This window comes from Novosphingobium sp. BL-S-24 (assembly GCF_055521575.1).
In genome coordinates, this window is the sequence record NZ_CM145488.1 from 190,965 (window position 1) to 203,936 (window position 12,972).

The window sequence follows — 12,972 nt, forward strand, 5'->3', positions numbered from 1 at the left end:
TGGTTATTCAGCCCGCCTTCTCGGCCTTTTTCTTCTTCATGGCATCGTGGAAGCTGTCAGCCCAGCCGGGTTTTACCAGTTGTTCACCCCGCACGAGCCGTAATTCCCCGTCAGCAACGTCCCGCGTAACCGCGCTGCCCGCCGCCACGATTGCGTCGGCGCCGATCTTTATCGGCGCGATCAACGAGCTGTTCGAACCGATAAAGGCACGCTCGCCGATGACGGTTTGATGTTTGAAATAGCCGTCATAGTTGCAGGTGATTGTGCCTGCCCCGATGTTGGCCTTCGCGCCGATTTGCGCATCGCCAAGGTAAGTAAGGTGATTGGCCTTGGCACCTTCGCCCAGAACCGCGTTCTTCATTTCGACGAAATTGCCGACTTTCGATCCCGACTTGAGCACCGCGCCGGGGCGCAGACGCGCGTAAGGCCCTACGGTAACGCCGCTTTCCAGTGTAGCGCCTTCAAGGTGTGAGAATGCGTGAATTACGACTGCATCGGCAACCTTGACGCCAGGGCCGAAAACGACGTTGGGTTCCACCGTTACGTCGCGCCCCAGCTGCGTATCCCACGCGAAGAACACGGTTTCGGGAGCTATCAGCGTCACCCCATCGGCCATTGCCTGTACGCGGCGCTTCTTCTGCCAGCGCTGTTCGGCTTCGGCCAGTTCGCCACGGCTGTTGATGCCGCCCACCTCGTCAGCATCGTCCGTAACGATGACCGCGCAGGCTCGGCCTTCGAGCGTCGCGATATTCACGATATCGACGAGGTAATATTCGCCTTGGGAATTCTCATTGCCGACCTTGGCTAGCAGATCGAACAAGTCGGCAGACTTGATGGCCATCAGGCCTGAATTGCACAACGTGCAAGCCCGCTGTTCTTTGGTCGCATCCTTGTATTCGACCATCATCGCGATGCGGCCGTCCTCGTGGGCCAGAACGCGGCCGTACTGGAGCGGATCTTCCGGTTGGAAACCGAGAACGACAACGGCCGGTTTGTCGTCAGCGTTCAGGCGTTCCACCATCGCCCGCATCGTGTCAGGGCGCACGAAAGGGACGTCCCCGTATAGGATCAGAACGTCACCCTCGAAGTTGGCCAGTTCACTTTGTGCTTGCTGGACCGCGTGGCCCGTTCCAAGTTGAGGGTCCTGAACCGCGATCGACGCTCGTTCGCCGAGGGCCTTTTCCAGTTGATCGCGGCCATGGCCGGCCACCACGACTTGGCGATGAGGGCTCAATTCACCCGCGCTGGCCAGCAAGTGATCAAGCATCGGCCGGCCCGCGATCGGATGCAGCACCTTGTGCAGATCGCTTTTCATGCGCGTCCCCTTACCGGCGGCGAGGACGATGATGGCGAGGGGGGAGCTGGCAGCATTCATGCGAATCTCCTGCCAGCAAATTGTTGCGGTTTCCATATCAAGTCGTCACTGCGATGGGGATGACACCATTTCCATTCACCATCGTCGGATTCGATCTCGACGGAACGCTGCTCGATACCCTGGGCGACCTGGCAAATGCCGTGAACCACGCACTCCATCTGGAGGGGAGGGATATTGTCCCGGTTCAGCAGGTAAAGGGGTTCGTGGGCGGTGGTGCGCGAAAGATGCTGGCCAACGCCCTGGCCGCAACCGGGGGCACGGTGAACGATGCCCGGTTCGAGGAACTGCACACGGCGCTGCTGAAATATTACGAGGCCAACATCGCCGTCGAGACGCGTCTGTTTCCGGGGGGTGAGGAGATGCTCGATGGCCTGGTATCGCGCGGCGTCAGATTGGCGGTGGTGACCAACAAGCTGGAGCGCTTTGCCGTCAGCATCTTCAACCAGATGGGTCTTTCCGACAGGTTCTACACCATCATCGGGGGCGACACTCTTGGCCCGGGGAAAGCCAAGCCCAGACCCGATCTGCTTCAGCTCATGTTGGAGCGTGCCGGTGCCAGCGTCGGCAAAGCGGCTTATGTCGGCGACACCACCTATGATACGCGGGCGGCCGAGGCTGCAGGTCTGCCCTGCGTAGCCGTCCGTTTTGGGTTCAACGACCTTCCTGCGGAGGAACTTGGCGCGGCAGCGGTTATCTCTCATTTCGATGAGTTGGTTCCAACCTTGGAACGCCTGGGGCAAGGGGCGTATTCGGGCTGAAATCTACTTCGGCGTGTCCACACCTTCGGGAAGGACGAGTATCTCGATCGTTTTTTTGGGCTCTAGGTACCTTTGTGCCATGGCCTGCACATCCTTGGCTTTGAGGGCATTCAGTCGCTGGCTGGCCCGCTGGTATCGATCGATGCGATCCGGCTCGGTCTGGGCGCGATCCACCAGCGCCATCCATCCGGCGTTGCTTTTCAACGCGTTGCGGTATGTTTCGATCAGGGGCTGCCGTGCGCGGCTAAGAATATTGTCGTTGACCGGAGCAGCGCGCAAGTCCGCGACAACGTTGTCGATCGCGGTACGGGTCGCCGACACATCGCTGACCGCAACGGAAGCCGTGATGCTGAAGACGCCGTAATCCTTCCACACACGCGACAACGAACTCGATGCGGACGGCGAGTAAGCCTTGCCCAGCGCCTCGCGCAGTTGATCTGTCAGCTCAACGCGCGCGACCCGTTCGAGCAATTCCAGAGTTAGCGCCTCGGCAGGATCGCTGTCATCGCGCGTTGGCCACGTCAGGCGCAGCAGCGCCTGATCCTTGGGGCCGCTGTGCCTGATCACACGCGGGGTACGATCGGTAGTGAACGGTCGCTTCGGCTGGTCGCCATACGAACGGAATGCCTGTTCCCTGGTGGGCAGCGCGCCAAAAGTCCGGGCTACGGAAGCTATCGCCTGATCCTCGTCAATGTCACCGACAATTCCGATCTCCACCGCGCCGTTTTCCAGGCGGTCAGCGACATCCCGGGCGAAACGCTCGTAGGTCAGGCGGCGATAGTCCTCGACGTTTTGCAGACTGAATCGCGAATCCTTGCCCGACAGGATCGCTCCGATCTGCGCCTGCAATGCGCTGGCAGGGGTGGCGCCTGCCTGAGCGAAATAGTTGTTAATCTGCTGGCGGTATTGAACTTCTCCCTCTTCTCGATACCCGGGCGAAGTGATCAGCGCCGTCAGCAATTGAAGCTGCAGTTCGAGATCGCGTGGGGTCGTAGCAACGCGGGAGTCGAAGCTGGCGGGGCCTCTGGCGAAACCGAATCCGACGGTGCGACCAGCGAGGATCGTGTCCAGCTCATCCCGGCTATGACGCTTCAATCCTCCCTCATCCATGTAAGGCGTCAGCTCGGTAGTGAGCGGATCGTTGCGGGTGTTCAGCATATCCCCGCCATCTATCGCGACGCTTACTCGTATCCGGTCTGCTTCAAGGTCGGTCTTTTTCAGGTTGAGCATCACGCCGTTCGCGAAACGGATTTCGCGAATTCCCAAATCGGCGCGGCGGCTATCGCTCACTACCGTGCCAGCCGGCCCGAAGTCAGTATAAGCGAACTGTGCGACATCAGTGTTCGAAGCCCGATCAATCGGGGCTTTCCCCATGGCCTTCCACGCGTCAAGCAGTGCGCCGCTCCCGCCCTCCGGCGCCTGCCTACCCTGGAACCGGATGAGTGGCTTATGAAGCATCAGTGCTTCCCTGTTCATGGCCGACAGAACGGCGTCAGGGGTGATCTGCGGCGCAAAAGCTTCGAAACGATCCTTGGCCGATTGCGGGGTAGAGGGGACCAGCCTGTTACTGACAAGAGCGAGCGCCGCCTGGGCCAGCGCGGCATTGGATCGCGTGTTCGCGGCGCCCGCAGCATTGTTCAGTGCGGTGCGCAGTTGGGCGATCTGCTCATCAACCTCGCTCTGCGTAAAGCCGAAGGTCAGGGCCCTGCGATATTCCCGCCCGGCCGCGTTCAATCCATCCCGCCATTTGCCATCGACCGTATCGACAATGAGCCGGGTTGATCGGGCGACCTCGAACACGTCGCCGGTTCCGAAGCCAGCGCCTCGAAACGGCGGTTCGGGGCTACGCGAAAGCCGTTGCAGTCGACGGTTGACGATTTCGTACCCGATCGATCGCAGCAATTTTTCACGGCGCTGGGCCAGAGTGTCCGGCTCGTCGAGCCATCTGCCGTTGCGCTGCACTGTTACCCTCTCCGACAGGGAAGGGTCCAGATAGACGTCGGCTCGCCCTCGGTCGTTGGCGCGGATCGGTCCGGCATCTGGCCGAGGCCCTGCGGACTGACCCACCCAATCGTTGAAATGGCGCACGATGCCCGCTTCCATAGCGTCCAGATCGAAATCACCGACGACTACGATGGTCACGTTCGCTGGCACATACTCGCGCTGGTAGAACGCACGCAGGGCATCGGCATTCGCTGCGTTCAGGCTCTCGACGGTGCCGATCGGGAATCGCAGCGAATATCGTGAATTGGGATAGAAAAACTTCGTCGCATCCACCGCGTTTCGCAGCGACCACGAATTGCGGTCGCGCATTTCCGACAGCACCACGCCGCGCTCCCGGTCGACTGCAGTTTGGGAGATGGAAAGATTGCTGGCCGTCTCGCGCATCAGCATGAGGGCGGTATCGATCAGGGCGGGATCGCTGCGCGGCAGGTCCAGCTTGTAGAGCGTATGATCGAAACTGGTCGAGGCATTGGTGTCGGCCCCGAATGCCAGACCTTCCCGCTCCAGCAGAGAGATCATCTCCCCTTCCGGCACGCGGTTCGACCCATTGAAGGCCATGTGCTCCAGGAAATGGGCGAAACCCTGCTCGGACTCGTTCTCGTCCAGGGATCCCACCCTGACGTCCATTCGCACGATGCCGGTTCCGGCCGGTGTGGCATTATGCCGGATAATATAGCGCATGCCGTTGGCGAGCCTGCCAAATCGGAACGCGCGGTCGAGCGGAACATCGCTGTGCTCGAACGCCCAGGTCACGTCATCCGGTGCGGTATGTGGAGCCTTTGCAAGGAGCGGCGCGGGCGCCAGCATCAGCACGGATGCGATCAGGTAACCTCTCATCGCGTCTAGGATTGCCTTGGCGGGGCGGGGATAGCAACCCCGCCGCTCAATCGCACTGGGCATGAAAAAGCCCGGCGCGCAGCGCGGCCGGGCGATTTCAACGTTAGAAGCGGCGGCTTATTTGCCGCGCAGCTTGCGGTGCTTTGAAAGGTCCAGCACTTCGCTGGGGCCGTTGTCGTCCTGAAGCAATCCAAGGCGACGGGCCACTTCCTGATAGGCTTCTTCCTCGCCACCAAGGTCCCGCCGGAAGCGGTCCTTGTCGAGCTTTTCGCCCGTGACCATGTCCCACAAGCGGCAGCCGTCCGGGCTGATTTCGTCCGCAAGGATCACGCGGCTATAGTCGCCATCCCAGATCCGGCCGAACTCCAGCTTGAAGTCTACGAGGCGGATGTTGATGGCGGCGAACATGCCCGCCATGAAATCGTTCACGCGGATCGCCATGGCGGCGATGTCCTGCATCTCGTCATGGTTGGCCCAGCCGAAGCAGGCGATGTGCTCTTCAGCGACCAGCGGATCGCCCAGAGCATCGTCCTTGTAGTAATACTCGATCAGCGTGTGGGGCAGCATCTCACCCTCGGGAATGCCGAGGCGCTTGGAGATGGAGCCGGCGGCCACGTTGCGCACCACCACCTCGATCGGAATGATCTCGACCTGGCGGACGAGCTGTTCGCGCATGTTAAGGCGACGGATGAAGTGGTTGGGCACGCCGATGTGATTCAGGCGGGTGAACACATACTCGCTGATGCGATTGTTGATCACGCCCTTGCCCTGGATCGTGCCCTTTTTCTGCGCGTTGAACGCAGTGGCGTCGTCCTTGAAATACTGGATCAGCGTGCCCGGCTCAGGACCTTCGTAAAGGATCTTGGCCTTGCCTTCGTAAATCTGGCGGCGACGGGACATGCGCGTGGTCCTTGAAACGACAAAAGAGCAAACCCCGGTGCGATCGAGCCGTTTTGGCGACTAAATCAACCGGGGCATTCAAGCGCGCATATAATGCAAGCGGGGGTAAAAGCAAACCGGGCTGACTGACCCGGGTTCTATTGCAGGTGATCCAGCAGGCGGCGCAGGATCGAGGGCGATTCCATCGGCTGAATAGGGCCGTAGATCCGGCGGCGGAGCGAGGGGTCGAGCGGCGTCCGAGCGCTCCATATACGGCGCGTTGCGTCGCTGCGGTCATCCGACAAGGCCATGGCTCTGCTCCGTAGTTAACTCCCTCCGGCAAGCGAAATGCATTCGCGGAGCCAAGGTTTCAGAGGGGCACCTAAAACTACATTGGAATGACTTAAAAACGCCGGATGTGTCCCGACACCCCCAAAAGCGGCGGGCCACTGCTCACAGCCAAAACTTCCTTAAGACATTCCCGGTAATGCAATCGAATTCGGCGTAATCCAACAGCGGGCCTGCTTAACCAAATGCGCAAAGCAACCACTCTGATCTCGCGGCTGAGACGTGATGTTCGCGGCAACGTGCTGCCGATTGCGGCGGCGGGCGTGATGGTGGGGCTGGTCATCATCGGTTCGGCAGTTGACCTTAGCCGCAATTACCTTGCCCGCCAGCAATTACAGTCCGCGTGCGACGCCGGAGTGTTGGCGGGTCGACGGACTGTGACCACGAAGAAGTGGGATGCCCCATCGGCAACGGCGGCGACCACCTATTTCAACAACAACTTCGCGCAGAGCACGCTCGGCACTCGATCGACCACTTTTACGCCAACTTCGCCCGATGGCGGGATCACCGTCACCGCTACTGCGACCACGATTCTCGATACCGTGATCATGCAGATTTTCGGATATAAGCAATTCGATATCGCCGTGAATTGCGCCAGTTCGATGGGCGTCGGCAATGCCGATATCATGATGGTGCTCGACACCACCGGATCCATGGACTTCACGCTGTCCGGCGGCCAGAAGCGCATTAGCGCGTTGCAGGACGCTATGCGCAATTTCTATACGACGATGGCGTCCGCCACTGCGAACAGCAACGCACGCATTCGCTACGGCTTCGTCCCATTTAGTTCGACTGTGAATGTCGGTCGCCTGCTGACTGCGCTGGATAGCCGGTACATCGTTGACAACTATAATTACCAATCGCGCAGCTTCGACAACAAAACGCTTAAGATGACGTACCGGCAGATCAATTTCGACACGAGCAAGTTCAAGACTTTCGCATCGACTAACGTCAAGACCGGCGAGCTTGGAACCAACCAGTCGTTCACCTGGAACGGCTGCATTCAGGAACGTGGCACAGTAGCGCAGAGCACTTTCACGTACTCTTCGACCACCAAAAAGATCTCCCCCGCCGGTGCATTGGACCTCGATCTCGATAGCGCGCCGGACCTTAACAACGACGCGACCAAATGGGCGCCGTTGTGGTCCCAGATCACCTATTTGCGCTATGCGCGGAACTTTTGGGGGAACACGTACTACACGACTGACACCACCAACGAAGGCAGCCAGGCGGCCGAGTATTGCCCGGTCGCGGCAAGGCAGCTCGCAACGATGTCGCAGTCCGATTTCAATACATACGTTAACTCACTCGACCCAGTTGGTGGAACATACCTCGACATCGGCATGATCTGGGGTGGTCGAATGCTTTCACCACAGGGCATGTGGAAGAACGTCGTGAACGATGACCCCAAGAATGGCGGCGAGGTTGCGAAACACATTATCTTCATGACCGACGGTGAGATGGAGCCGAATGCGTACATCGCGCAGGCGTGGGGCCTTGAATGGTGGGATCGCCGTGTTACGACGGACGGCAGCACCAACGATGAGGCTCGGCATACGCAGCGGTTCCTCGCAACGTGCGAAGCGATCAAGGACAAGAGCATCCGGGTCTGGGTGGTAGCGTTTACGTCTGCCCTAAGTACAGACCTAAAGACCTGCGCATCGACCAACAGCTCTTTCGTCGCCACCAACGCAACCGAGCTTAACGCGGCTTTTCAGGAAATCGCCAAGCAGGTGGGCGAGTTGAGGATCACGCAATGATCTCGCGCAGAGCTATGCCTCGTCTTTGCAGCAGGGCGGCGCCGCGGTGCCGGATTGCAGAGGATCAGCGCGGTGCGACGATCATCGAGTTCGCCATCGCCGGACCCGTGCTGATCCTGCTGCTGCTCGGCATTTATGATCTGGGCCATACCGCTTACCTGCAGGCGATGCTGAGCGGTGCGGCGCAGCAGGCTGCACGCAACAACACTCTTGAAGGCGCCGACACCACAAAGGCCGACGCTTTCGTTGACAGCATCGTCAAGAACATTGCGCCCGGTGCCGATGTCAAAGGCAAGCGGAGCAGCTACTACGACTTTGCCGACATCAAGCGTCCCGAAAGCTGGCAGGACAAGAACGCCAACGGCAAATGCGACAAGTCCGAGAACTACGTCGATGAGAATGGCAACGGGCAGTGGGACGCGGATATCGGTTCGGACGGTAATGGCGGCGGCAACGACGTCGTCCTCTACACGGTGACAGTGAAATACACGCCGGTGTTCATAAACCCCTTCATCAGCGGATCAGGCGCGCAGCGCACTCTCACCACGAGCGTCGTCAAGAAGAACCAGCCGTTCGAGCGCCAGGACAAGTACGCAACGAAGACGAGAACTTGTCCGTGATGCGCGCCATGTCAGGGAAGCTTGGGCGATTGGCGGCACGGGTTCGGCGCGACGAGCGTGGCCTGTCTTATGTGGAATTCGCGCTGATCCTGCCGGTGCTTCTGATTCTCGGCCTGTACGGAACCGAAGTTGCGCGCATGGCGATGATCAACATGCAGATCGGGCAGATCGCGTCGTCGGTCGCGGACAACGCCTCTCGCCTTGGCCAGACCGACAACAGCGCCATCACCCCTACGGTCACGGAGAGCCAGATCGATTCCGTCATGTCCGGCGCCTTGGTGGAAGGGGCGGGCTATGGCCTGAACACCTACGGCCGCATCATCCTGTCCAGCCTTGAGCGTAACGCGGCTGGCCAGCAGGTCATCCGCTGGCAGCGGTGCCGAGGCAATTTGTCAGTGACGTCCAGGTACGGCCCACAAGGCAGAACGGTCACCGGAATGGGCAGCAGCAACCCACAGGTGATGGCCACTGCCACCACGGCGGTCATGTATGTCGAAGTGTCCTATACCTACCAGCCGCTATTCGGGACGATGTTCGTTGGCAATCCAAGGTTCAGGCGGGAAGCGGCCTTCATGGTCCGCGACGACCGCGACTTGAGTGCGGTATCGGCCGATGTGGCCAGCAAGTCTACCTGCACCTGACCGCTTCGCGCCGCCTCGGGGGTAGTCCGAAGCGGCGCCGGGATCAGCGTTTTGGCTCCAGCCGGATGGCGGTGCCGCCGCCGGGTGCGAGCCATATTTCCATCGTATCGCCCTTGCGCAGCGTGCGGGTATCATAGGCGATGGTGTGGCGCGCTTCGGTCAGGTACGTCGCGCCTTCACCGTCTTTCCAGACGCTGGCCCTGTACGTTTTGCTGGCGTCGAGGAAATCGAACTTGAGCGTCACCGTGCGCGCCGTGGCGTCGTTCACGCCGCCGACGAACCACCGCTGCGAATTGCGATCCTTGCGTGCGAACACCGCATAATCGCCCACTTCACCGGCGATCAGGCGGCTTTCGGACCAGTCGGTCGGGACGGATTCGATGAAGTTCATCTCGCGCGGGTATTTGTCCAGTTGCTCGATGAAATCGGCCGCCATCTGGATCGGCGAATAGAGGGCGAGGTACAGGCCCAGCTGCTTGGCGAGCGTCGAGGCGAGGGGGCCGTTGGACCCTTGAAGGCTGAGGACGCCGGGGGTGAAGTCCATCGGGCCGGACAGCATGCGGGTATAGACCAGCGTCGGTTCATGGTCCGGTCCGTTGGCGAACTCACCCCAGGCATTGTATTCCATGCCGCGTGCGCCTTCGCGCGAAACCCAGTTGGGGTATGTGCGGCGCAGGCCGGTGTCTTTCACCGGTTCGTGAGCGTTGATGGCGATGTGGTGGCGCGCGGCGGCTTCGACGACAGCAAGGTGATGCTCGACCTGGCGCTGGCCGTCGTGCCACTCCATCCGGAGCGGGCCGATGGGCGCGCCCGGCCTGTCGGAATTGGCGATGATCCCGCCATGGTCGGCAACGTACCCGGTCTTGACCACATCCACGCCGACTTTCTCGTACAGCTTGAATGCGTCTTCCATCTGCGCTTCGTAGACCGCGATGTTGCCGCCCGTTTCGTGGTGCCCGATCAGGCGCACGCCTTTCTTGCGGGCATAGCGGGTCACTGCGTCGAGATCGAAGTCAGGCGTCGCCTGGGTGAAGCTGAATTCGTCGCCATGGCCGAACCAGTCGCCGTTCCAGCCCTTGTTCCAGCCTTCGACCAGCACACCACGAAAGCCATGCTTGGCCGCATAGTCGATGTATTGCTTGGTGCGCTCGGTCGTGGCGCCGTGCTTGGGGCCTTCCGCCCAGCTCCAGTCGCCGCGGATCATGCCCCACCAGATGCCGATGTAGCGGGCCGGTTTCACCCAGCTGACATCGCCCAGCTTGTTGGGTTCATTGAGGTTGAGCTCCAGATCGTTCTCGACCAGACCGGCAGCGTCGTCGGCGATGCGGACCGTGCGCCATGGCGTGGCGAACGGAAGGTCGCGCACGACCCGCGCGCCGCGTGACGATGGCGACAGGGTGGTGCGGAACGTCTGGCCCTCGGCCCGCTTGAACCAGTAGCCAGCATAGTCCACCAGCGCCGCTTCGTGGAAAGACAGGTGGGTGCCGTCGTCCAGCTTCATGGTGATAGGCGTGTGGGCGGTGGACACGGCATCGATGGGGGTGCGCTGATAGACCTGCTCGTACCGGTTCCACTCGCCACCCGGAATCCACCATGCGGTGCCCTTGGGAGCGATGGAGAACTCGGTCGTTTCGTCGGCGATCTTCATCGTCTTGAGACCAGGCTGCTCGGGCAACTCGTACCGGAAGCCGACGCCGTTATCGAACAGGCGGAACGTGACGTTCATCAGCCGGTTGCCGTACGTCGGGCCCTGCTGAAAGCGCACAGTGACCTGGTTGTACCGGTCCTTGATGAAGCGTCGCTCTCCCCAGGGCTGTTCCCAGGTGTCATCGCCTTTCGCGGTATCGCTCGACGTTATGGAAAAGCCGCGCGCCATGTTCAGCCCGTCGGTCAGGATGAAGCCGAGCTTGCTGGGCGCGATCAGCAGCTTGCCCTTGCGTGAGAGGGACCAGGTGGGGCGGCTGTCGTTATCGGTCGTCACGGTAAGGACGATGCTGCCGTCAGGGGAAGCGGCGGACACCTGTGGGCGGGCTTCCTGCGCGGACGCGGGCGTGATCAGCGCCAACGGGGCCAGCGCCGACAGGGTCAGGCCGGCGGATGCCAGCAGGTTGAGCGGCTTCATGCCTGTTCTCCTTCGATGATCCATAGTCCGCCCCACGCGGGCAGCACGCTCGGCCGGGCGTCGTTCACGGCGGCCAGCACAGTGCCGACGATCGACACGGCGTCGGGCCAGTCAGCGGGGTGCGGCGCCATGTTGAACGCGGCGATGACGCTGCGGCCTTCGACGGTGCGGCGCAGGACAAGGCGCGTTTCGTCGGCCACCAGCACGTCGCAGTCGCCGCGCCGCAACTGCGCGCTGTCACGACGGAGTTGCAGCAGGCGGCGGGTCAGGTTGAGCAGCGACGAGGGGTCGGCTTCCTGCCGGTCCACCGCACGGGCGAGGTTGTTCTCACTGAGCGGCAGCCATGGGCTGGCGGACGTAAAGCCGCCGTGTTCGTCCTGCGCCATCCACGGCAGCGGAGTGCGAACGCCATCGCGCGAAAGTGTGAGCGGCCAGTTGGCGATGGCTTCCGGGTCGCGCAGCTGATCGAAAGGGATCTCGTCCTGCAGCAGGCCCAATTCCTCGCCCTGAAACAGGATCGGGTTGCCGCGCAGCGAAAGGAGCAGCATCGCCTTCATCCGCGCAAAGGCGTCAATGTCCTCCGCGCTGCACCAGCGGGAGAGGGCGCGCGGGGCGTCGTGATTTTCGAAGGCCCAGCTCGGCCAGCCGGTGCCGGGCTCGTCCGGCCAGAAGTTCAGCGCTGCGGCGATGCGCCTGGGCGTGAGGTTGTCGGCATAGAGGAAGTCGAACCCATAGGCGCTGTCCAGGCGCTCATCCCCCTGCGTAAACGCCTTCATCTCCGCCCCGGCGTTCAGGCCGCCGACTTCGGCCAGCGAATACGTATCGGGGTATGAGGCGATCAGCGCTTGCAGGCGTTCGATGAAGCCGATGATCGCCGGGTGCGACTGATTATAGGTCTGGACCTGGAAATCGTAGGGACGCGTGCGGATGCGGCCATCGTCCGGCGCGGGCGGATTGTCGCGCAGCAGCGGGTCGTGCATCGAATGGTTGAGCGCATCGATGCGGAAACCCGATACGCCCCGGTCTAGCCAGAACCGCGCGACGTTCAGCAAGGCTTCCTGCACGGCCGGATTGTGGCAGTTGAGCTGGGGCTGCTCGGCCAGGAAATTGTGCATGTAATACTGCCCGCGCCGCGCGTCCCACCGCCATGCCGGTCCGCCGAAGATCGACTGCCAGTTGTTAGGCGGGGAGCCATCGGCCTTTGCATCGGCCCACACGTACCAGTCGGCATGCGCCCCGGTGCGGCTGGATCGGCTGTCCACGAACCATGGGTGCCGGTCCGATGTATGGGCGTAGACCTGATCGACGATCACCTTGAGATCGAGCGATCTGGCTCGGGCGATCAGCGCATCGAAGTCTTCCAGTGTCCCGAACATCGGATCGACCGCGCAGTAGTCCGCGATGTCGTACCCGAAGTCAGCCATGGGAGAGGCATAGAACGGCGAGATCCAGATCGCGTCGATACCCAGCCGCGCAACGTGATCGAGCCGCGACGTGATGCCGGGAAGATCGCCGATCCCGTCGCCATTGGAATCGGCGAAGCTGCGCGGATAGATCTGGTAGATCGCCGCGCCGCGCCACCAGGGGGTCGCTTCCGAACGGCGATCCACCGACTTCATCATCGTCAC

The 12,972-nt window shown here is 61.4% G+C and carries 10 protein-coding genes; 4 read left to right on the forward strand and 6 right to left on the reverse strand.

All coding sequences use genetic code 11. From position 1 onward, the window contains the following. Nucleotides 1-7: 7 nt before the first annotated feature. Nucleotides 8-1,375 (reverse strand): bifunctional UDP-N-acetylglucosamine diphosphorylase/glucosamine-1-phosphate N-acetyltransferase GlmU, encoded by a 1,368-nt coding sequence (gene glmU / locus ACZ1JM_RS06105; RefSeq protein ID WP_465133950.1) that lies wholly within the window; start codon nucleotides 1,373-1,375, stop codon nucleotides 8-10. A gap of 59 nt (nucleotides 1,376-1,434) precedes the next feature. On the opposite strand from glmU, the gene ACZ1JM_RS06110 reads away from it, so the two are divergent. After that, nucleotides 1,435-2,133: an HAD-IA family hydrolase gene (locus ACZ1JM_RS06110; protein WP_465133951.1), complete on the forward strand. Its 699-nt coding sequence runs from the start codon at nucleotides 1,435-1,437 to the stop codon at nucleotides 2,131-2,133. 3 nt (nucleotides 2,134-2,136) lie between these two features. Here ACZ1JM_RS06110 and ACZ1JM_RS06115 read toward each other — a convergent pair whose 3' ends face one another. The 3 genes from ACZ1JM_RS06115 to ACZ1JM_RS06125 form a co-directional block, all read right to left on the reverse strand. Then, nucleotides 2,137-5,037 (reverse strand): M16 family metallopeptidase, encoded by a 2,901-nt coding sequence (locus ACZ1JM_RS06115; protein ID WP_465133952.1) that lies wholly within the window; start codon nucleotides 5,035-5,037, stop codon nucleotides 2,137-2,139. A 54-nt stretch (nucleotides 5,038-5,091) separates the two neighbouring features. Continuing rightward, nucleotides 5,092-5,874 (reverse strand): phosphoribosylaminoimidazolesuccinocarboxamide synthase, encoded by a 783-nt coding sequence (purC, locus tag ACZ1JM_RS06120; RefSeq protein ID WP_465133953.1) that lies wholly within the window; start codon nucleotides 5,872-5,874, stop codon nucleotides 5,092-5,094. A 137-nt stretch (nucleotides 5,875-6,011) separates the two neighbouring features. Then, nucleotides 6,012-6,164: a hypothetical protein gene (locus ACZ1JM_RS06125; protein ID WP_465133954.1), complete on the reverse strand. Its 153-nt coding sequence runs from the start codon at nucleotides 6,162-6,164 to the stop codon at nucleotides 6,012-6,014. Between the two features lie 222 nt (nucleotides 6,165-6,386). On the opposite strand from ACZ1JM_RS06125, the gene ACZ1JM_RS06130 reads away from it, so the two are divergent. From ACZ1JM_RS06130 to ACZ1JM_RS06140, 3 genes are read left to right on the forward strand one after another with little or no spacing between them, the layout of a single operon-like run. Next, a complete protein-coding gene (locus ACZ1JM_RS06130; RefSeq protein ID WP_465133955.1) occupies nucleotides 6,387-7,961 on the forward strand; it encodes a pilus assembly protein TadG-related protein in 1,575 nt (524 codons plus the stop codon). Next, on the forward strand, nucleotides 7,958-8,581 hold the full coding sequence (locus tag ACZ1JM_RS06135) for a TadE/TadG family type IV pilus assembly protein (protein ID WP_465133956.1): 624 nt from the start codon (nucleotides 7,958-7,960) through the stop codon (nucleotides 8,579-8,581). Before ACZ1JM_RS06130 ends, ACZ1JM_RS06135 begins: the two co-directional genes overlap by 4 nt. A gap of 8 nt (nucleotides 8,582-8,589) precedes the next feature. Then, nucleotides 8,590-9,222: a TadE/TadG family type IV pilus assembly protein gene (locus ACZ1JM_RS06140; RefSeq protein ID WP_465133957.1), complete on the forward strand. Its 633-nt coding sequence runs from the start codon at nucleotides 8,590-8,592 to the stop codon at nucleotides 9,220-9,222. Nucleotides 9,223-9,265: 43 nt separating this feature from the next. Here ACZ1JM_RS06140 and ACZ1JM_RS06145 read toward each other — a convergent pair whose 3' ends face one another. Beyond that, entirely contained in the window at nucleotides 9,266-11,344 is a 2,079-nt protein-coding gene (locus ACZ1JM_RS06145) for a glycoside hydrolase family 97 protein (RefSeq protein WP_465133958.1), read from the reverse strand. Beyond that, complete coding sequence (locus ACZ1JM_RS06150) at nucleotides 11,341-12,963, reverse strand: alpha-amylase family glycosyl hydrolase (RefSeq protein WP_465134995.1); 1,623 nt, start codon at nucleotides 12,961-12,963, stop codon at nucleotides 11,341-11,343. The genes ACZ1JM_RS06145 and ACZ1JM_RS06150 overlap by 4 nt, the downstream gene beginning before the upstream one ends. Nucleotides 12,964-12,972 lie beyond the last annotated feature (9 nt).